The organism is Pseudomonas cannabina (genome assembly GCF_900100365.1).
GTDB lineage: Bacteria > Pseudomonadota > Gammaproteobacteria > Pseudomonadales > Pseudomonadaceae > Aquipseudomonas > Aquipseudomonas cannabina.
The window spans coordinates 2,993,323-3,011,272 of record NZ_FNKU01000001.1; the positions used below are offsets into that span (position 1 = coordinate 2,993,323).

The 17,950-nt window shown below is 60.9% G+C and carries 20 protein-coding genes; 4 read left to right on the forward strand and 16 right to left on the reverse strand.

Annotated elements, in window-relative coordinates; translation table 11 throughout:
- Positions 1 to 4 precede the first annotated feature (4 nt).
- A complete protein-coding gene (locus tag BLT55_RS14075; protein WP_055000922.1) occupies positions 5 to 964 on the reverse strand; it encodes a DMT family transporter in 960 nt (319 codons plus the stop codon).
- Between the two features lie 106 nt (positions 965 to 1,070).
- The gene (locus BLT55_RS14080; protein ID WP_055000921.1) at positions 1,071 to 1,664 is read right to left on the reverse strand and encodes a tRNA-uridine aminocarboxypropyltransferase; all 594 of its coding nucleotides are present in this window, start codon (positions 1,662 to 1,664) and stop codon (positions 1,071 to 1,073) included.
- A 241-nt stretch (positions 1,665 to 1,905) separates the two neighbouring features.
- On the opposite strand from BLT55_RS14080, the gene BLT55_RS14085 reads away from it, so the two are divergent.
- Positions 1,906 to 2,214 (forward strand): acyl carrier protein, encoded by a 309-nt coding sequence (locus BLT55_RS14085; protein ID WP_055000920.1) that lies wholly within the window; start codon positions 1,906 to 1,908, stop codon positions 2,212 to 2,214.
- A gap of 93 nt (positions 2,215 to 2,307) precedes the next feature.
- Here BLT55_RS14085 and BLT55_RS34515 read toward each other — a convergent pair whose 3' ends face one another.
- Entirely contained in the window at positions 2,308 to 2,430 is a 123-nt protein-coding gene (locus tag BLT55_RS34515) for a PA1414 family protein (RefSeq protein WP_104442737.1), read from the reverse strand.
- A gap of 199 nt (positions 2,431 to 2,629) precedes the next feature.
- Positions 2,630 to 3,994: a DNA recombination protein RmuC gene (locus BLT55_RS14090; RefSeq protein WP_167359977.1), complete on the reverse strand. Its 1,365-nt coding sequence runs from the start codon at positions 3,992 to 3,994 to the stop codon at positions 2,630 to 2,632.
- A 749-nt stretch (positions 3,995 to 4,743) separates the two neighbouring features.
- On the opposite strand from BLT55_RS14090, the gene BLT55_RS14095 reads away from it, so the two are divergent.
- The 3 genes from BLT55_RS14095 to BLT55_RS14105 all read left to right on the forward strand — a co-directional run bounded on the left by BLT55_RS14095 (position 4,744) and on the right by BLT55_RS14105 (position 7,384).
- Positions 4,744 to 5,049 carry a hypothetical protein gene (locus tag BLT55_RS14095; protein WP_055000918.1) on the forward strand — a complete coding sequence of 102 codons (306 nt, stop codon included), beginning with the start codon at positions 4,744 to 4,746 and terminating at the stop codon, positions 5,047 to 5,049.
- A 482-nt stretch (positions 5,050 to 5,531) separates the two neighbouring features.
- Positions 5,532 to 5,750, forward strand: coding sequence for a hypothetical protein (locus BLT55_RS14100; RefSeq protein WP_055000917.1), 219 nt, complete (start codon positions 5,532 to 5,534; stop codon positions 5,748 to 5,750).
- A 350-nt stretch (positions 5,751 to 6,100) separates the two neighbouring features.
- Positions 6,101 to 7,384, forward strand: a complete 1,284-nt coding sequence (locus BLT55_RS14105; RefSeq protein WP_074800560.1) for an OmpP1/FadL family transporter — start codon at positions 6,101 to 6,103, stop codon at positions 7,382 to 7,384.
- A gap of 314 nt (positions 7,385 to 7,698) precedes the next feature.
- Here BLT55_RS14105 and BLT55_RS14110 read toward each other — a convergent pair whose 3' ends face one another.
- The 12 genes from BLT55_RS14110 to BLT55_RS14160 form a co-directional block, all read right to left on the reverse strand.
- Positions 7,699 to 8,250, reverse strand: coding sequence for a glutathione peroxidase (locus BLT55_RS14110; RefSeq protein ID WP_055001000.1), 552 nt, complete (start codon positions 8,248 to 8,250; stop codon positions 7,699 to 7,701).
- A gap of 61 nt (positions 8,251 to 8,311) precedes the next feature.
- A complete protein-coding gene (locus BLT55_RS34415; RefSeq protein ID WP_007251474.1) occupies positions 8,312 to 8,434 on the reverse strand; it encodes a hypothetical protein in 123 nt (40 codons plus the stop codon).
- Positions 8,431 to 9,639, reverse strand: coding sequence for an MFS transporter (locus tag BLT55_RS14115; protein ID WP_055000990.1), 1,209 nt, complete (start codon positions 9,637 to 9,639; stop codon positions 8,431 to 8,433). The genes BLT55_RS34415 and BLT55_RS14115 overlap by 4 nt, the downstream gene beginning before the upstream one ends.
- Positions 9,640 to 9,736: 97 nt before the next feature.
- The gene (locus BLT55_RS14120) at positions 9,737 to 10,468 is read right to left on the reverse strand and encodes an adenosylcobinamide-GDP ribazoletransferase (protein ID WP_055000991.1); all 732 of its coding nucleotides are present in this window, start codon (positions 10,466 to 10,468) and stop codon (positions 9,737 to 9,739) included.
- 5 nt (positions 10,469 to 10,473) lie between these two features.
- Positions 10,474 to 11,046, reverse strand: a complete 573-nt coding sequence (gene cobC / locus BLT55_RS14125) for an alpha-ribazole phosphatase family protein (RefSeq protein WP_055000992.1) — start codon at positions 11,044 to 11,046, stop codon at positions 10,474 to 10,476.
- Complete coding sequence (cobT, locus tag BLT55_RS14130; protein WP_007251477.1) at positions 11,043 to 12,095, reverse strand: nicotinate-nucleotide--dimethylbenzimidazole phosphoribosyltransferase; 1,053 nt, start codon at positions 12,093 to 12,095, stop codon at positions 11,043 to 11,045. The genes cobC and cobT overlap by 4 nt, the downstream gene beginning before the upstream one ends.
- Positions 12,092 to 12,613 carry a bifunctional adenosylcobinamide kinase/adenosylcobinamide-phosphate guanylyltransferase gene (gene cobU, locus BLT55_RS14135; protein ID WP_055000993.1) on the reverse strand — a complete coding sequence of 174 codons (522 nt, stop codon included), beginning with the start codon at positions 12,611 to 12,613 and terminating at the stop codon, positions 12,092 to 12,094. The genes cobT and cobU overlap by 4 nt, the downstream gene beginning before the upstream one ends.
- Positions 12,614 to 14,074: a cobyric acid synthase gene (locus BLT55_RS14140; protein WP_055000994.1), complete on the reverse strand. Its 1,461-nt coding sequence runs from the start codon at positions 14,072 to 14,074 to the stop codon at positions 12,614 to 12,616.
- Complete coding sequence (gene cobD, locus BLT55_RS14145) at positions 14,062 to 15,075, reverse strand: threonine-phosphate decarboxylase CobD (protein WP_055000995.1); 1,014 nt, start codon at positions 15,073 to 15,075, stop codon at positions 14,062 to 14,064. Before cobD ends, BLT55_RS14140 begins: the two co-directional genes overlap by 13 nt.
- A complete protein-coding gene (gene cbiB, locus BLT55_RS14150) occupies positions 15,068 to 15,976 on the reverse strand; it encodes an adenosylcobinamide-phosphate synthase CbiB (protein WP_054085472.1) in 909 nt (302 codons plus the stop codon). The genes cobD and cbiB overlap by 8 nt, the downstream gene beginning before the upstream one ends.
- Positions 15,973 to 16,623 (reverse strand): 5,6-dimethylbenzimidazole synthase, encoded by a 651-nt coding sequence (gene bluB, locus BLT55_RS14155; RefSeq protein WP_055000996.1) that lies wholly within the window; start codon positions 16,621 to 16,623, stop codon positions 15,973 to 15,975. Before bluB ends, cbiB begins: the two co-directional genes overlap by 4 nt.
- Entirely contained in the window at positions 16,620 to 17,915 is a 1,296-nt protein-coding gene (locus BLT55_RS14160) for a cobyrinic acid a,c-diamide synthase CobB (RefSeq protein ID WP_055000997.1), read from the reverse strand. The genes bluB and BLT55_RS14160 overlap by 4 nt, the downstream gene beginning before the upstream one ends.
- Positions 17,916 to 17,950: the final 35 nt, after the last annotated feature.

Genomic DNA, 17,950 nt, shown 5'->3' on the forward strand with positions numbered 1-17,950 from the left:
GCCGTCAGGCTTGGGCCAGCCTCGCCTTGCGCGCCCGCAGCCCGGCAATCAGCGAAGGCCCGAGCGCGGTCAGTGCCGACCCCATAACTACCAGCAGTGCCCCACCATAACCCAGTACATTCAGCTCTTCGGCCTGCACATAATCCGGCCACAACCAGGCGGCGCACGCGACAGCTGCCAGCGTGACCAGCGGCGTCAAGGCGAGCGTGGCACTGACCCTCGATGCTTCCCAGTGCGCCAGAGCCTCGGCGAACGCGCCATAAGCAACCAACGTATTCAGGCAGCAGGCCAGCAGCAGCCAGCCTTGCAACGGGCTCAGCGCCAAGGCCTCGGCAGGGTGCGCCCACGGCGTGAGCAGCAAGGCGCAGAACAGGTAGATCACCATCATGACCTGCAGCGAATTCCATACGGTCAGCAACTGTTTCTGGCTCAACCCGTAAAACGTCCAGATGGTCGACGCCAGCAGCACAACCAACACCCCGAGGGTGTAATCACCCAGCGAGGTGAACAGTTCGACCAGCCGCTGGTTGAAAAACAACCCGAAGCCGATCAACAGCACCAGCAAGCCGATACCCTGCCCCACGCTGAAGCGTTCCTTGAACAGAAAGATGCTGCCGATCAACAGAAAAATCGGCCCGACCTGGACCAGCAATTGCGTGGTGCCAGGGCTCAGCAGGCGCAAGCCGATCAGGCACAACACGTAATTCCCGACCAGCCCGAACACCGCCAGCAGCACCAGTATTTTGCCCTTGCGACCCAGCACCTTGAAGCTGGGCAGACGCTTGACCGAGGCCAGCCAGACGAATAACAACGCGCCGGAGACCAGCAGCCGGAACCAGGTAACAGTCACCGGATCCATCGCCTGCAAAACCTGCTTGAGCTTGATGGGCAGAATGCCCCAGAGCAGCGCAGTCAGCAGCGACAGACACAGCCCATAGGCCCGGCGACCAGAAGAAATATGCATCGGAAATCCCGTGAGAGGTGGAACGACAGCATCATTCTAGGTGCAGTGCAGGAAAACGACAGGGACAGCCGGGCGCGGTTAATGCCGCAAATTGTGTTATCGCCGCTCAACCGCCGTGATTACGTTGATACGTTTCGCTGCCCATCGCTTGAATCTGGCCCTCGATCAAAGCATCGAAGGGCTTCAGCAGGGCCTCATAGGAGGCAGGTGCTTCCAGCGCTTGCAAGGCATGCACGATCGCCTCCAGCGTCGACAACGCATCCGGGCCCGGCGCTTTACGCAGCCGATAGCGCGTCGCGGGCACGTCACGCAGGCTGACGCGCGGCAATGCCGCCAGCAACGGGTTGAGGTGCAGCATTTTTCGCACTTTGCGCCAGGTGCCATCCGGCACGACCAGCAGCATCGGCAGCGAATCACCGGCATAAGGCGTCAGTGTTTCGGCAGTTTCGCCTGGAAACAGCAGCCGCGCCCGGTAGCCGGGCGGGTTCAACAGCGTGTGCAGATCGTCGAATACCTCGCCAGTGCGCAACGCTGCATTGACCAGCCCCAACGCGGCCAGCCGCGCGGTGTTCAGCGCGTGATTGACCTCACCGGGATGTTGCAGGATCAACACGCGGGTGCGACTACCCAACTGCGGGATCAATGCGCACAGACAATAGGCAGTCGGGCGCAGACAGCGTTCACAACGGGCACGGGACATCGATTCTCTCTCGGGCAGCCCTGCGGCAAGGGTCAACAGCGCAGATCCGCATCAGCGGCAGGGATGGCGAGCGGCTCGTGCAGCCCACCGCCTGTCGAACAATCGCGCAGTTTAAACAACTTCACTCACTTGCGCCCCCGCAATCCCGGGTCGTGCCGCCTATTTGAACTAATCTGAACGGTCCAAGCTGGTGACGTGATGTACGCCTGCCTAATCCTGAAGATCACTATCAGGAGTACTCATGAATCGCGCGGCAATTAAACAGAGTGTGTTTGACACGCTGGGCATCATCCTGGTGGACAAATCCGAAATTCGCGAAGATGCCACGTTTGAGGACTTGGTTCTGGATAACGAAGACATCAAGGAGCTGCTCGATACACTGGGAAAAAAGTTCGGTTTCACGTTCCCTGACTTCATAACGACGCAAACCACCGCACTGACCATGGTGGTGGACATGATTCTGTTGCTGGGACGGGAATCGGGACGAGAGACGCCATCGAACGAGGGCAAGAAAAGTCGGACAAGAACAAAGCCGAGGCATCGGCATTGAGTCAATATCTACTGCCGGGACGCCCTTTACGCCCCGCTGCGATACTTGAGGTGACTAAGCATGCGCCCCGGTGGACCGGGTGAAGCGAAACGTTTAGCGGCGTGGGCGACGACGGTTATCGTCGGCACGAACCGGAATGGGCTGCAGTTTAGGTCTTTCGATAAGACCCAGCGCAACGCCCAGATCATGAAGCCACTCTTGCAACTTGCTATTCATAAAGCCCCCTTGAGGGAAAAACCCGGCAGTCAATCTTTACTCATTACTCACTAATAGATCATAGAAGCAAATGAACCGTTAGCCGAGTGACACGGAAAACAATTTTCCGATGCCGCCAATGTGACATTTGTGCAGGGCCGCTTCTAGTCTTTACGACGGACGGCCTGTTACCGGACATTACACCAACGCCTCGAAGGCGTCACTCCGGCTGGCGAATCAGCCCTTCTCCATCGGTCATCGCTCTTTCCAGCAAGTCCGCAGGCAGGCTCTTGCTGGCACGCGCACCCAGCAACTTGAGCTGTTCGCTGCGACTGATCAGATTGCCGCGCCCCTCGGTCAGCTTGTTACGCGCCGCCGAATAAGCTTTGTCCAGTTGCTGCAGGCGGTTACCCACCTCGTCCAGATCCTGAATGAACAGCACGAACTTGTCGTACAGCCAGCCTGCGCGCTCGGCGATTTCCCGGGCGTTCTGACTCTGTCGCTCCTGCTTCCAGAGGCTGTCGATGACGCGCAAGGTCGCCAGCAACGTGGTCGGGCTGACGATCACGATATTGCGGTCGAACGCCTCCTGAAACAGATTGGGTTCAGCCTGCAATGCCGCCGAAAAAGCGGCTTCGATGGGCACGAACAGCAAGACGAAATCCAGGCTGTACAGCCCTTCAAGACGCTTGTAATCCTTGCCGGAGAGACCTTTGACGTGATTGCGCAGCGACAACACGTGCTGCTTCAGCGCCGCCTGACCAATCACGTCATCGTCGGCCGACAAGTATTGCTGGTAAGCGGTCAGGCTGACCTTGGCATCGACGACCACCTGCTTGTCGCCCGGCAACATGATCAACACGTCTGGCTGAAAGCGCTCGCCGTCCGGTCCCTTGAGGTTGACCTGGGTCTGATATTCACGCCCTTTTTCCAACCCGGCATGCTCGAGCACCCGCTCCAGAATCAGCTCACCCCAATTGCCCTGAGTTTTCTGCCCTTTGAGCGCACGGGTCAGGTTGGTAGCCTCATCGCTCAGACGCAGGTTCAACTGCTGCAGACGCTCGAGTTCCTTGGCCAGCGAAAAACGCTCGCGCGCCTCGTTCTGATAGCTTTCTTCGACGCGCTTTTCGAACGACTGGATGCGCTCCTTGAGCGGCGTGAGCAATTGCCCCAATTGTTGCTGGCTGGTCTCGGCGAAACGTTGTTCCCGCTCGTCGAAAATCTTGCCTGCCAGTTCCGCAAACTGCGCACGCAATTCGTCCCGGGAGCCCTGCAAATCGTTCAGGCGTTGCTGATGGCTGTCCTGCTGCTCCCGCAACTCGGCGCTCAGCACGGCACATTGGGCATCCAGGCGACGCAGCTCGGCTTCTCTTCCGGCACGCTCGACCGTCCAGCTCTGGGCCATTTCGCGGGCATTGTAGCTTTCATCGCGCAGCAATTCGACTTCACGGCGCAGCGCGGCAAGATCAGCCTGCTTGGCGGAGTTGGCCTGCCCCAGATCGCTGACCTCATCACGGCAGGCATCCAGTTGCGCGTTAAGGCCTTCCTGAGCCATCTGCGCCATGCTCAGACGCTCGTCCAGCAAAGCGCTCTCGGCCTGACGCGACGCGAGGCGCCGCTGCATGTGCCAAAGCAGTGCCAACAATGGCAATCCTGCTGCGGCAAGCCCCAGTAACAGGCTGTTGAGGTCCAGTGCCATTAAAGACTCCATGCAGGCTGAATCGTCGCCAGCGGCAGTGTGATGAAAGCGTGGATAGTGCAGTAGAAACGGCCTCTCAGGCGAGGCGAGATCACAGGCGGGGGCAAATCGGGGGGTAGGATTCTACGCACTTTCGCTGCCACGCACAGCCCCCATTTTGGGGACATTTGATTCGGGACAATCCACAGAAGCTGTGGATAACTCAGTGGACAACCCCCCTTTAACCTCCGCAAACGTAGACGGGATGGGGCCTGCACTCAAACTGACGATTTTTTCACCAGCTAAAAAAAAACGATGTTTTTCATTGACTTAATAATTCACCATCATAAATCAAACCCTTAGCCACGCTTGTGACAGTGATGTGGCAGCTTGTGCAGCTAATGTGCACAATTCACCGCCATGGCCTTTTCCAGTCATTTCACACACGTACGCAAAAAGGCTCAATTGCGGCGAATTCTCAATGAATACGCGGCCCACAGCCCTGTTTTTGCGACAGGAAATTCCATTCTGCATTCGCCTGTTTCATACTCCGCGCCAGCCGTGGAAGCCGCCAGGGCGAAAAATTGCGCTTGTTGCAGTAAAAGGCCTGCCTGAAGGCTTTATCGCCAGTCACTATCGATTCAGTAAAGGGATCCATGAAGGAGATATCGAAGTTCTTCTTGCTGCTGATGGCCGTCTGCGTCATCGCCCTCGCAACCAGCATCGTTCTGCCCCCACCGGACGGCGGCGTTTTTGCCTATACCGTGCTGTTGTCTGCCATCGCTCTGATGCTGATCATCAGCAGCGGCCTGAGCAAAGGGCGTATCAACGAGTCCGGTGACATCATGCGCGCCATCAGAGATCGACACCCGCTGCGCCTGACCATCGCCGCCTACGTGCTCGGATGCTCGATGGTCGCGTCTGCAACGGTGCTTATCTACCGACTGGCCGGGCACTGGTAAATTTATTTCGACCGCCTCTTGCAATGATCGAACAGCGCAGATAGTATCGCCGCTGTTAGTACCAAGCTGAAAATCAATTCCGGTCGACACGTCCCCCGACAGACACTCCTCCATGCGACGAGAATGTTGGCAACAAGGGATCGACCACCTCGATGGTTTCCAGGCATGAACCTTTAGCACTCATTCGCCACATTAGACGACAGTGCAGAAACGGCGCTCATGGCCTGCTTCAACCAGCCTGCAATTGATCAGGATCTTCACCCGGAGCGTAGAACCTTTGCTCCTGTTGTGCTGCCTGCCCTCCTAAGTACCTACCGGTCAGCCAGAGCGCCATACGATAAAAGTGCGCTTAAACTGCCTGTCTTTGTTCCAGTCAGGTTCTCCGCCCAGCCAGGCTTTTATATCAAATGTCGGCCCGCGTTTACTGGAATCTTTATTTATGCACGGTATTGTTCCGTGTTGTTTCAGGAAACACCTTGATTATGAATACTCAAAGTCAACACGCTATTCACACGCTTACCCATGCGTTTGCCCCGATGAACTGCCTGATCATGGCCGCTCGCAAAGGCTGCTTCAGTTTCACCATTGTCAACGAACACGGCATCGCTCGTCACAGCGAACGCCTGTACCCCGATCAATATGCAAGCGCAGAGCCGCTGCAGGCCGTGATCGAGCGTACTCGTCAGGCGCTCGTTGCCTGACAGCGGTGATGTTCTGAGCGAACGCGTCTGAAAAGCCCCGCCCTGCAAGGCGGGGCTTTTTATTGTGCGTCCTTTAAGGAAGGTCTGAAAAAGCCTTTTCTTCAAAAGTCGAAGCCAGTAAATACAGGCGCTCCAGCCCGGTTCCTCTCCAAAAAAATGGGCTTTTTCAGAGGATACTTAATGATTGGATCGGCAGACGCATATACACCAGAGCTTCGCCAAAAATAAAATCCCTACTGCCCTATCACGATTGTCCTACAAGAATAGCTCTAAATCGGGCTCCTCAGCCTATAGCGCGCCGTCGAAAATGTTGGTAATTTTCCAGCGGTGAACAACAAGGAGTTCTAATAATGAAAATAATGACAAAAACACTTAACCGGACAACGCTTGGGCTCGCTCTGGGTCTCGCGTCTTCTCAACTGCTCGCTGCCGGCTTCGCCCTCAACGAACAAAGTATCAGCGGCATGGGCACCGGTTTCGCAGGTCGCTCCTCTTCAGCCGATGATGCCAGCACTGTGTTTGGCAACCCAGCCGGCATGTCCCGTCTCAAACGCGAACAAATCAGCGTAGGCGCCGCAGCGGTGATCGCCAAGACCGACATCGACAACGGTCGTGGCACTTTCGGCGGCAGCAACGACGGTGACATGGTTCCCGTGGTTGGCGTGCCGATGGGCTACTACGTAAAACCTATCGACGATCATTGGGCATTCGGCCTGGGCGTGTACGTACCGTTCGGCCTGGTCACTGATTATGAAAAAGGCTTCGCAGGTCGCTACTGGGGTGACAAGAGTCACGTCCAGGTGGTCACCTTCCAGCCGACTGTCAGCTACGCCTTCAATGACAAGGTTTCCATCGGATTCGGCCCGACCATCAACCGCATCGCTGGCGAGCTGACCTCGGCCACGCTGAACGCCCGAAGCCCTGGCCGCAATGACGGCAAGGTGAAGATCGAAGGCGATGACACCGCTATCGGCTTCAATGCGGGCATTCTGGTGCAGGCGACTGACACCACGCGCCTGGGCCTGACCTACCATTCCAAGGTCGATTACAAGCTTGACGGCAAGACCAAGATCGAGGGGTCGGGCTTTGGCGGTTTCTCCGGTCAGAAATACGACGCTTCGCTGGACATCTCGACACCTGAGTCGGTTGACCTCTCCGTCACCCAGAAAATCGATGAAAACTGGACCGTCTACGCAGGCAGTACCTGGACTCGCTGGAGTCGCCTGCAAGACATAACCGTCAACAACGACGGCGTCCCTGCCCTGTTGGGCGGTTCGAATGGCGCTATCGGCACTATCACCGAAGAACAGAACTGGCATAACACCTGGGCTCACGCCATCGGTGCTTCGTACAAGGTCAATAAAGAGTGGACCCTGCGTACCGGCTTCTCGGTCGATCAGTCGCCAACCAACAATAACAACCGTTCTCCACGCATCCCGACTGGCGATCGCAAGATCATCAGCTTCGGCGCTGGCTGGAGCCCGAGTGACGAGCTGACCATCGATGTGGCGTACTCGTACCTGCGTGAAGATGAAACCAAGATCCGCGACAGCAGCCCGACCAAACAGTCGTACAGTGCCGACTACCGCAACACGGCGCACGGCCTGGGTACTTCGGTTACCTATCGTTTCTGATAGGCAATTGCCAAGCTGAAAAAAAGCCCGCGACCGGTAATGGTTGCGGGCTTTTTGTTGCGCGCCTGGTGTACTCAGGCCTGCATTGCTTGACTATCGTGCCGACGCTCCGCGCTGCATGCAGTTCTGGACGCTCTGCGTCCTCTTTGTGGCGCTGCGCGTCACACAGCGGTTCTGCGAGGTCAGCTGGATATATTTACGGCCCGACTTCGCCCTGACACTGGTCCGAGGGTCGCACTCTGTGTCGTCAGCGCCAACGCGATAAAAAGCACCGCTAAGGGCAGGACATGACACCGTATTCATACCCCCACTCCCTAAGGCTTCGACGCAATCGCTTTTTCAATCGCTGCAATCAGCTCAGGATCGTCCGGTTTGGTAATGCTGGAAAAATTGGCCACTACTTTGCCTTGGCGATCCACGACGTATTTGTAGAAGTTCCAGCGTGGCGCGCTGCTTTGTTCGGCCAGCACTTTGAACAGGTGGGTGGCATCGTCACCGCGCACGGGCTGTGGCTCGGTCATAGTGAAGGTCACGCCGTAGTTGACGTAGCAAACCTTGGCGGTTTCTTCACCGTCTTTGGCTTCTTGTTTGAAGTCGTTGGACGGCACGCCGAGCACTTCGAGCCCCTGCCCTTTGTAGCGCTGGCTCAGTTCTTCAAGCCCTTTGAACTGCGGGGCGAAGCCACAGAAGCTGGCGGTATTGACCACCACCAGCGGCTTGCCGGCGAAGCGTTTGCACAGGTCGATGTTTTCCTTGGCGCGCAGCTTCGGCAGTTCGCCTTGCAGCAACGGCGGGCAGTCGGCGGCCATTGCCGCGCCGCTCATGGCCAGCAGCAGAAGAGGGATCGAAACAAAGCGAATTTTCATCATGGCGTCCCTGAAGAGTGTTGTCGTCTGCCGACACGCTACCCCAAGCCATGCCGTCTGCCTAGCAGGCACCCAGGCCCAATTGCAGTGCCGCCAACCCGACCTGTTGCCAGCCCCACCAGACCAACCCCAACAACACCGCACCCGCCAGCACGGCAGACAGTAATGGCCAGCGCCCGCTCATGCCAGACCGCCCTGCGCCTGCAACCTGGCCACCGGGCGTTCGCGCACCGGCCAGTTAAGCGCTGCAGCGAGCAGGCTCAGCAGCACCGACACCTGCCAGATCAGGTCGTAGCTGCCGGTTCGGTCGTACACCAGACCACCCAGCCAGCCACCCAGAAATGCGCCCAACTGATGGAACAGGAAAACGATACCGCCCAGCATTGACAGGTTACGCACGCCGAACAGCGTCGCCACCGTGCCGTTGGTCAAAGGCACGGTGGACAGCCACAGCAAACCCATCGCCACGCCGAACAAGTAGGCGCTGGCCTGACTGAGCGGGACCGAAATAAATAATATGATTACCACCGCGCGCAGCAGATAGAGCGCTGTCAGCAACCTTGGTTTGGACATGCGTCCGCCAAGCCAGCCAGCGGTGTAAGTGCCGAAGATATTGAACAGCCCGATCAGTGCCAGCACGGTGGTGCCTACTTTGGCCGGCAAGTGCTCGTCCACCAGATAAGCAGGCAGATGCACGCCGATGAACACCACCTGAAAGCCGCAGACAAAAAAGCCCAGCGCCAGCAGCCAGAACCCCGAATGCCCACAGGCCTCACGCAGCGCTTCACCGAGGGTCAATTCGACACCGGTCGATACGCTCGGCGTGTCCTTGAGCATACCCACCAGCGGCAGAATCAGCGCGACCATCACGCCCAGCACCAGCGAAGCACCCGCCCAGCCCAGCCAACTGATCAGTCCCAGTGTGCCGGGCAGCATGGCGAACTGGCCGAACGAACCTGCCGCGCTGGCAATCCCCATGCCCATGCTACGCTTCTCGGCAGGCAGCGCTCGGCCCACGACGCCGAGGATGACCGAGAACGAGGTGCCGGACAGGCCGATGCCGATCAACAATCCCGCACTCAACGAAAGACTCAGGGGCGAATCCGCCATGCTCATGCACAGCAGCCCCACGGCATACAGGATACCGCCGACAAACACGACTTTCGCCGCGCCAAAGCGGTCCGCCAGCGCGCCGGCAAATGGCTGTGCCAGCCCCCACATCAGGTTTTGCAAGGCGATAGCGAACGCGAAGACTTCACGCCCCCAGCCAAAGTCCGCGCTCATTGGCGATAGAAACAGCCCAAAACCGTGGCGTGTGCCCAGCGATAACGCCAGAATCAACGCGCTGCCCAACAGAATCCAGCCGCTGGTACGCCAGATCGATGTCATGGTTGAGCTCCCTGCACGTTGTGTTACATGATTTTACCTGCGAATCGCGAAGCTACGCGCTGCCGATAAAAGCTGTCAACCACGCATTGGCAGCGTGTCAGCGCAAGGCCAGCGTCAACAGCACCGCCAGTTCCAACAGCTCAAGCAGCGCCCCGGCTGTGTCACCCGTGCTCCCGCCCAGACGGCGCATCATCAGGTACCGCAACCAGAAGAAACACACCACGCAGACCAGCAGCGCCGCGACCCCTGACCCACCAGCCAACAGCACGCAGGCCACCGCACTGGCCAATAGCACCTTGCGCCCGGGGCTGCGCGGCAAATGATCGGCAAGCGCTTGCCCCAACCCGCCAGCACGCACATAGGGCGTGCCCAGAAACAAAGCGAGCATCGCGCTGCGCCCGATCAGCGGTGCCAGCAGTAATCCGATGCTGTGGTTGCTTTCGATCAGCGCCAAGATGGCGGCAAATTTGAGCAGCAGCACCAGCACCAGCGTGACCACCGCGATAGGCCCGCTGCGCGGGTCTTTCATGATGGTCAGTGTGCGTTCGCGATCACCGAAACCGCCCAGCCAGGCGTCGGCGCTGTCCGCCAGACCATCCAGATGCAGACCACCACTGAGCAGCACCCATAAACTGAGCAGCAGCGCCGCATGCAGCATCGGCGGCGAACCGTCGAGCACTGCGTTGAAACCCAGCAACAGCATGCCGAACACCACGCCCACCAGCGGATAGAACAGCAGCGAACGCCCCAGTTCTTCGGGGCGCGGCATGCCGGGCAGGCGGATCGGCAGGCTACTGAGAAATTGCAGGGCGATCCAGAACGGCAACATGAATGTCAGGCCTCTGTGAGGACGCCGCCCGCGGCGACTTGAATCGACAGCAGCGCGCCGTGACCGACCAGCACTTGCAGCAGTTGCTCGCGTGGCAGGCCGCGCGCCTGTGCCAGTAACAGACGCATGACACCGCCGTGACTGACCAGCAGAATGCGCTCACCGGCATACGCCTGATGCAAGCGCTGCACGGCACTCAGCACCCGCGCCGAAAAATCAGCCACCGGCTCGCCATTGGGCGGCGTGAAGGTATACGGATCAGCCCAGAACAGGCCCAGACCTTCAGCATCGGTGTCCATCAGTTGCGCAGGGCTGTGGCCTTCCCAGTCACCGAAATGCAGTTCCTGTAAACCCGGCTCCAGCTGTAGCGGCAATGACAAGCGCTGCGCCAACTCCTCGGAAAACCGTGCGCAACGCTGCAAAGGAGAGCTGACAATCCGGTCCCAGGGGCCAGCGTCAATAACAGCCGAACGCATCTGCTGCCAGCCGAGGTCGGTCAGCGCATCGTCGAGGCTGCCGCGCAGGCCACCGCCCAGCTCGGTTTCACCATGGCGCAGCAGGTCCAGACGCAAGGTCATGCCGGACGATCCGCCACAGCCGCTTCGGCAAATGTCGCCATGCCGTTGTGCAGTTCACAGGCCAGACGTACCAACGGCACCGCCAGCGCTGCACCACTGCCCTCGCCCAGACGCAAGCCGAGGTCCAGCAATGGTTCGGCTTGCAGGGTCTCCAGCAAATGCCGATGGCCCGGCTCGGCGCCGCGATGGCCAAACAGCAACCAGTTGCGGCAGGACGGGTTGAGACGCACCGCCACCAGTGCGGCCACGCTACAGATAAAGCCGTCGACCAGCGCCACGATACCTTCCTGCGCGCACGCCAGATAAGCGCCGGTCAGCGCGGCAATTTCGAAGCCGCCGAGACAGAACAGGCTTTGCAACGGATCGCCAGACTGTTCGGCGTGCAAGGCCAATGCGCGTTCGATGACCTGAGTCTTGCGCGCAACACCCTCGGCGTTCAGCCCGGTGCCCGGACCAACCAGCAGCGGCGCGGCGCATTCCAGTAGCGAACAGGCTACCGCGCTGGCTGCCGTGGTATTGCCAATGCCCATCTCGCCACCAATGAACAACTCGGTGCCGACCGCCTTGGCCCGTAATACGCTGTCACGTCCGGCCTGCAGCGCAGCCATGCCCTGCTCGGCCGTCATGGCCGGCCCGTGGGCAAAATTGGCAGTGCCAGCGCCAAGACGCAGATGACGCACCCCCGGCAAATCCATCGGCGACACCGTACCCAGATCCACCACATCCAGTTGCGCAGAAAGCTGACGCGCCAGCACGCTGATTGCCGCGCCGCCGTTGACGAAGTTGTGCAGCATCTGGCCAGTGACTTCCTGCGGATACGCCGACACACCCTCAGCGACGACGCCATGGTCACCGGCAAAGATCGCGATCCACAGCGTGTCGGCAGCCGGACGCTCACGCCCTTGCAGCCCGGCAAGCTGCACCGCCAGCCGCTCCAGTTGCGCCAGCGAGCCGGCTGGCTTGGTCAGTTGCTGTTGACGCGCCAGTGCAGCTTCGCGCATCGGCACATCAATGGCCTGTGCGGGCGTGAGCCACCAGGAATTACTCATAGCGCGGTTCCTTTCAAAGTCAGGGGCAGGCCTGCAACGGTCAACACGACACGCTGGCAACGCTCGGCCAGCGCCTGATGCAACAGACCGGCTTCGTCGACATAACGGCGGGTCAGCTCACCGAGCGGCACAACGCCAAGCCCGGTCTCGTTGCTGACAAAAATGATTTCACCCGGCAACCCGGCCAGGCAGTCGAGCAGCGCTTCACGCTCTCGAGCCAGACGCTCGGCGTCGCCAAGCATCAGCAGATTGGTCAGCCACAGGGTCAGGCAATCCACCAGCAGGCAACGGTCAGGCGCGGCGTTTTCGCGCAGCACCCGCGCCAGTTCGACAGGTTCTTCGACCAGTCCCCAACGCTCGGGACGACGGGCGCGATGGCTGGCAACCCGCTGATTCATTTCGCCGTCGAGGGGCTGACTGGTGGCGATGTAAATCACCTTCAGCGCCGAGTCGGTTGCCAGCTTCTCCGCCAGCCGACTCTTGCCGGAACGTGCCCCACCCAGGATCAGTTGCAGCATTCAGTTTGCTTCCAGGCCGCACAGTTCGCGGAGCAACGTGCCGTCCAGGTGTTTTTCTACCAGGTCCGCCAGCCGCTCGATGTCGCGCTCGCGCAACGCGTGATAATCCACCGACTGTACGTTTTCCAGCCCCGCCCAGCGCAACAGTGCGCTGCACGCAGCAGGTGCTTCGAACAGGCCGTGCAGGTACGTGCCGAGAATCTGGCCGTCTGCACTCTGCGCGCCGTCACAACGACCATCATCCAGTTGAACGGCAGCGTGCTCGAGCGCTGCGCCCGTGGTCACGCCGGCATGAATTTCATAGCCGCTGACTTCTGCGTCTTCCAGCGTCAGGCGGCCGCGCACGTTGCGCAATTGTTTTTCGCTTTCCAGCACGGTGCTCATCGCTAGCAGGCCAAGCCCGGCGCTGGAACCCGCCGCGCCTTCCAGTCCCAGCGGGTCGTGTAATTGCTCGCCAAGCATTTGCAGGCCGCCGCAGATGCCCAGCAATTTGCCGCCGTAGCGCAGGTGCCGGTCGATGGCCGTGTCCCAGCCATTGGCGCGCAGGTAATTCAGGTCGCTGCGCACGCTTTTCGAGCCGGGCAGGATAATCAGGTCAGCCGCCGGAATCGCCTGGCCTGGGCCAATGAATTGCAGGTTGACCTGCGCATGCAGGCGCAGCGGGTCGAAATCGGTGTGATTGCTGATGCGCGGCAGCACCGGCACGACCACATTCAGCACCTGCTCGACCTTGTCGGTCTGGCGCTGATCGAGACCGTCCTCGGCCTCCAGGTGCAGGTCCATCACGTAGGGCAGCACGCCGACCACCGGTTTGCCGGTGCGTGCTTCCAGCCAGTCCAGCCCCGGTTGCAGCAAGGCAATGTCACCACGAAAGCGGTTGATGATGAAGCCTTTGACGCGCGCCTGCTCGCTGGGCGACAGCAGCTCCAGCGTGCCGACCAGATGGGCAAAAACCCCTCCGCGATTGATGTCGGCAATCAACAGTACCGGGCAGTCGACCGCCTCGGCGAAGCCCATGTTGGCGATATCGTTGGCGCGCAGATTGATCTCGGCGGGCGAGCCGGCGCCTTCAACCATGATCACCGGGTAGCTTTCGCCCAGCCGTTGGTGCGACTCCAGCACCGCCTGCATGGCGATCTCTTTATAGCCGTGATAAGCCACTGCATTCATGGTGGTGACGGCGCGACCGTGAATGATGACCTGCGCGCCGGTGTCGCTGTTGGGTTTGAGCAGCACCGGGTTCATGTCGGTGTGCGGCTCAAGAAAGCACGCCTGCGCCTGCACCGCCTGCGCGCGGCCGATCTCGCCGCCGTCTGCTGTCACGGCACTGTTGAGCGCCATGTTCTGCGGCTTGAAGGGCACAACGCTCACGCCCTGCCGGGTCAGCCAGCGGCACAATGCCGTCACCAGCGTGCTTTTTCCGGCATCCGAGGTGGTGCCTTGTACCATCAGCGTAGCCATGGGTATTCCTTGCGGTATTCAAGCAGAACAGTGTGCAGACGCCGCCAGTCAGCCTCGTTGCCGGGCAGGCCGAAGCGCAGGCTGGCGGATTCCGGCGTGGCACCCGCGAACAGGCGCAACAATAAGCCACGTCGGGCACAGAACTCGTAGAGCGACGGGGCTTCGGCAGTCACCCGCCATTGAAACAGTGCACAGCCGCCGTCCGGCGCCAGATGGTATTGGGTGAGCAATGCCACTAACCGATCACGCGCCTGATCACTGCGCTCGATCTGCCGGGCCTGCCCTTGCCGATCACTCAGGCAGGCCTGACCGATGATGCGGGTCGGCCCGCTGACAGACCAGGGGCCTATTTCCTGCGCCAGGGATTTGAGCAGTACCGGTTCAGCCAGCACAAAACCCAGCCGGACCCCGGCCAGGCCAAAAAACTTGCCGAACGAGCGCAGCACGATCAGCCCGATACGCCAGGTTTCGGCCGCCACGCTCAGGCCCGGCGTGTTGTCCATGAACGCTTCGTCGACCACCAGCCAGCCACCCCGCTCAGCCAGCCGCGCGTGCCACGCCAGCAAGCGCTCGGCACTGAGGTGCAGGCCGGTCGGGTTGTTGGGGTTGACCACCACCAGAACGTCGAGGCTGTCGAGAAAATCATCGACTTCTTGCTCACCCACCTCGCGAACCACATAACCGCCTTTGCGCCAGGCATGTGCATGCTCGGCATAACACGGTGACAGGACGCCCACTCGCCCTCCGCGACGCACCCGGGGCAATGCCTGAATCGCCGCCTGCGAACCGGACACCGGCAATAATCGGGGCACACCGTAATAGGCGCAGGCCGCGGCTTCCAGACCGTCGTCGGTTTCAGGCAGTCGCGCCCAGGCGCGCAGCGGAATCTCCGGAATCGGCCACGGCCAGGGTGCGATGCCGGTGGACAGGTCGAGCCAGTCGGCCTGATTGATACCGTAATGCTGCGCCGCCGCGCGCAGCCGCCCGCCGTGCTCAAGCATAGAATTCAGCCGCCACGCAGATCACCAGCAGCCACAACCAGACACCGCGCTGCACCAATTGCCAGCCGCGCTCGATCGAGTCCGCATCGGCCGGAACGCCTTCGCCCAGTTGCGGACGTTGATGCAACTCGCCGTGATAGATCGCCGCGCCCCCCAGTTCGACACCCAGCGCGCCCGCGCCAGCCGCCATTACCGGGCCTGCATTCGGGCTGTCCCAGGTCGGGCCCTGAGTGCGCCAGCAGCGCCACGCCAGTCGGGTTTTGCCCAATAGCGCGTAGGTCAGTGCCACCAGGCGTGCGGGAATGTAGTTGAGCAGGTCATCGATTTTTGCCGCGGCCCAGCCGAAACGCTCGAAACGCTCGTTGCGATAGCCCCACATGGCGTCCAGCGTGTTGCTCAGCCGATACAGCACCACGCCGGGCGCACCGGCCACGACAAACCAGAACAGCGCAGCGAACACCGCGTCGCTGCCGTTCTCCAGCACCGACTCGGTGGCGGCGCGGGCGACCTCGGTGGCGTCCAGTTCGCTGGTCTGGCGGCTGACCAGATAACCGACCCGCTGCCGCGCTTCGACCAGATCATCGCTGCGCAACGCCTGCGCTACTGGCTGGACGTGTTCACCCAGGCTGCGCATGCCCAACGCACAGTAAAGCGCCAGAATCTCGAACAGCCAGCCGATATAAGGCAACCAGCTGAGCAACGTGGCCAGCAGCGTCAACGGCACCACGGTAATGAACCACGCCGTCACGCCATGACTGCGCCAGCCACGGCCGCCACTGTTGAAACGTTGTTCGACACGGCTGGCAAACCCGCCAAACCCCACCAGCGGATGGAAGCGTTTCGGCTCACCGAGCAACGCATCCAGCGCTACCCCGGCGACGCTCAACAGCGCCACACTCATTGACTGACTCCCCATTGATTCTCGTACAGCAGTTCATGCAGCGGACGCGCTTGCGCCCAGCCTTCCATGACCAACATGGGCGCCGGGTAAAACTCCTTGACCGGCCCCAGGCAAATGATCGCCAGCGGCTTGGCGCCGTCGGGCATGCCCAGCAATCCAGCCAGCGCTTCAGGGTCGAACAGCGATACCCAGCCCATGCCCAGCCCTTCGGCACGCGAGGCCAGCCACAGGTTCTGGATCGCGCAGGACAGCGAGGCCATGTCCATTTCCGGCAAGGTGCGACGGCCGAAGATGTGCTGCTCTCGCCCTTCCATCAGCGCGGCGACCAGCACTTGCGCGCAGTCATTGATGCCTTCGACTTTCAGCTTCATGAACTCGTCAGTACGCTCGCCCAGCGCTTCGGCGGTGCGAATGCGCTCTTCTTCTACCTGCGCCTGCATCTTGCGGCGCAACACAGGATCGCTGATGCGGATGAACCGCCACGGCTGCATCAGGCCAACGCTGGGCGCTTGATGCGCGGCTTCCAGCAAACGGGCCAGCAGCTCGGGCGCCACCGTACCGCCGATGAAGTGCCGCATGTCGCGGCGCTCGGCAATGGCTCGGTACACTGCTGCCCGCTCTTCAGGGCTGAACGCTGGCTCGGTCATGGTTTGAACAGCGCCGCGATCGCCTGCGGGCAGGACGGGAAATAGAAATGCACGTAGGAAGCGGTCAGGCGTCCGAGGCGATACACCGCCTCCGCGCCGCGCCCGCCATTGGGGCTGACGCCACGGGCAATCGGTTGCAGCTCGGTGCTGGTCAGCGAATGGTGATAGGTGTGCCCGTGCAGCGTGCCTTCGGGCAGTTCGACCGCTTGCAGCGCCAGCGCTGCCAGACGCTTCTGCATCACCGCTTCACCGGCCAGCAACCCGACCAGCTCGGCGCGTACGCCGTCCACGTCGGTCAGGGCATTGAGCAGGTAAAGCATGCCGCCGCACTCGGCGAGGATCGGTTTGCTGGCGATATGGTGCGCCCTGATCGAGGCCTGCATCGTCAGGTTGGCCGCCAGCGCGACGTGATGCAGCTCCGGGTAGCCGCCCGGCAGGTACAGGCTGTCGGCTTCAGGAAGCTCGCTGTCATGGATCGGCGAGAAAAAGCTCAGCTCGGCCCCCATGTTGCGCAACAGCTCGAGGCTCGCGCCATAGAGAAAAGCGAAGGCTTCGTCACGCGCTACGGCAATGCGCACGCCACGGAGCAGCGGCTCGACCTGAACCGGGTCGGGTGCCGTGAACGTCACGGCAGGCGGCAATGTCACTTCACAGGTGCTGGTCAGCGCCGCGGCAGCCATGTCCAGACGCAGGTCGAGGTCATTCAGCTCGCTGGCCTGTACCAGCCCGAGATGGCGGCTGGGCAACTCGAAACCGACTTCCCGTGACAACGCGCCGTACCAGCGCAGGCCCTCGGTCAGGCTGTTTTCCAGCAGTTGCGCGTGGCGTACCGTGCCGACGCGGTTGGCCAGGACCCCGGCGAACGGCAAGTCCGGCTGATAGCGCGCCAGCCCCAGCGCCAAAGCGCCAAAGGTTTGCGCCATGGCCGTGCCGTCGATCACGCCGAGCACCGGCACGCCGAAGTGCCGCGCGAGATCGGCACTGGACGGTGTGCCGTCGAACAGGCCCATGACGCCTTCGATCAGGATCAGATCCGCTTCGTCGGCCGCTTCCCAAAGCAGGCGCCGACTTTCATCAGCGCCAACCATCCACATGTCCAGTTGGTAAACCGGCGCGCCGCTGGCCCGCTCGAGAATCATCGGATCGAGAAAATCCGGCCCGCACTTGAACACCCGAACCTTGCGGCCCTGATTGCGATGCAGGCGTGCCAGTGCGGCAGTCACCGTGGTTTTGCCTTGCCCGGAGGCTGGCGCGGCGATCAATACCGCCGGACAGTGGCGCGGGGCTCTCATTGGCGGGCTCTCATTGCAGTGCTCTCATGACGAAT

Bases quoted from the DNA above. Each gene is read 5' to 3' on its own strand.
- BLT55_RS14075 (WP_055000922.1), bottom strand. From the start codon at position 964: ATGCATATTTCTTCTGGTCGCCGGGCCTATGGGCTGTGTCTGTCGCTG.
- BLT55_RS14080 (WP_055000921.1), bottom strand. From the start codon at position 1,664: ATGTCCCGTGCCCGTTGTGAACGCTGTCTGCGCCCGACTGCCTATTGT.
- BLT55_RS14085 (WP_055000920.1), top strand. From the start codon at position 1,906: ATGAATCGCGCGGCAATTAAACAGAGTGTGTTTGACACGCTGGGCATC.
- BLT55_RS34515 (WP_104442737.1), bottom strand. From the start codon at position 2,430: ATGAATAGCAAGTTGCAAGAGTGGCTTCATGATCTGGGCGTTGCGCTG.
- BLT55_RS14095 (WP_055000918.1), top strand. From the start codon at position 4,744: ATGAAGGAGATATCGAAGTTCTTCTTGCTGCTGATGGCCGTCTGCGTC.
- BLT55_RS14100 (WP_055000917.1), top strand. From the start codon at position 5,532: ATGAATACTCAAAGTCAACACGCTATTCACACGCTTACCCATGCGTTT.
- BLT55_RS14105 (WP_074800560.1), top strand. From the start codon at position 6,101: ATGAAAATAATGACAAAAACACTTAACCGGACAACGCTTGGGCTCGCT.
- BLT55_RS14110 (WP_055001000.1), bottom strand. From the start codon at position 8,250: ATGAAAATTCGCTTTGTTTCGATCCCTCTTCTGCTGCTGGCCATGAGC.
- BLT55_RS34415 (WP_007251474.1), bottom strand. From the start codon at position 8,434: ATGAGCGGGCGCTGGCCATTACTGTCTGCCGTGCTGGCGGGTGCGGTG.
- BLT55_RS14115 (WP_055000990.1), bottom strand. From the start codon at position 9,639: ATGACATCGATCTGGCGTACCAGCGGCTGGATTCTGTTGGGCAGCGCG.
- BLT55_RS14120 (WP_055000991.1), bottom strand. From the start codon at position 10,468: ATGTTGCCGTTCTGGATCGCCCTGCAATTTCTCAGTAGCCTGCCGATC.
- cobC (WP_055000992.1), bottom strand. From the start codon at position 11,046: ATGACCTTGCGTCTGGACCTGCTGCGCCATGGTGAAACCGAGCTGGGC.
- cobT (WP_007251477.1), bottom strand. From the start codon at position 12,095: ATGAGTAATTCCTGGTGGCTCACGCCCGCACAGGCCATTGATGTGCCG.
- cobU (WP_055000993.1), bottom strand. From the start codon at position 12,613: ATGCTGCAACTGATCCTGGGTGGGGCACGTTCCGGCAAGAGTCGGCTG.
- BLT55_RS14140 (WP_055000994.1), bottom strand. From the start codon at position 14,074: ATGGCTACGCTGATGGTACAAGGCACCACCTCGGATGCCGGAAAAAGC.
- cobD (WP_055000995.1), bottom strand. From the start codon at position 15,075: ATGCTTGAGCACGGCGGGCGGCTGCGCGCGGCGGCGCAGCATTACGGT.
- cbiB (WP_054085472.1), bottom strand. From the start codon at position 15,976: ATGAGTGTGGCGCTGTTGAGCGTCGCCGGGGTAGCGCTGGATGCGTTG.
- bluB (WP_055000996.1), bottom strand. From the start codon at position 16,623: ATGACCGAGCCAGCGTTCAGCCCTGAAGAGCGGGCAGCAGTGTACCGA.
- BLT55_RS14160 (WP_055000997.1), bottom strand. From the start codon at position 17,915: ATGAGAGCCCCGCGCCACTGTCCGGCGGTATTGATCGCCGCGCCAGCC.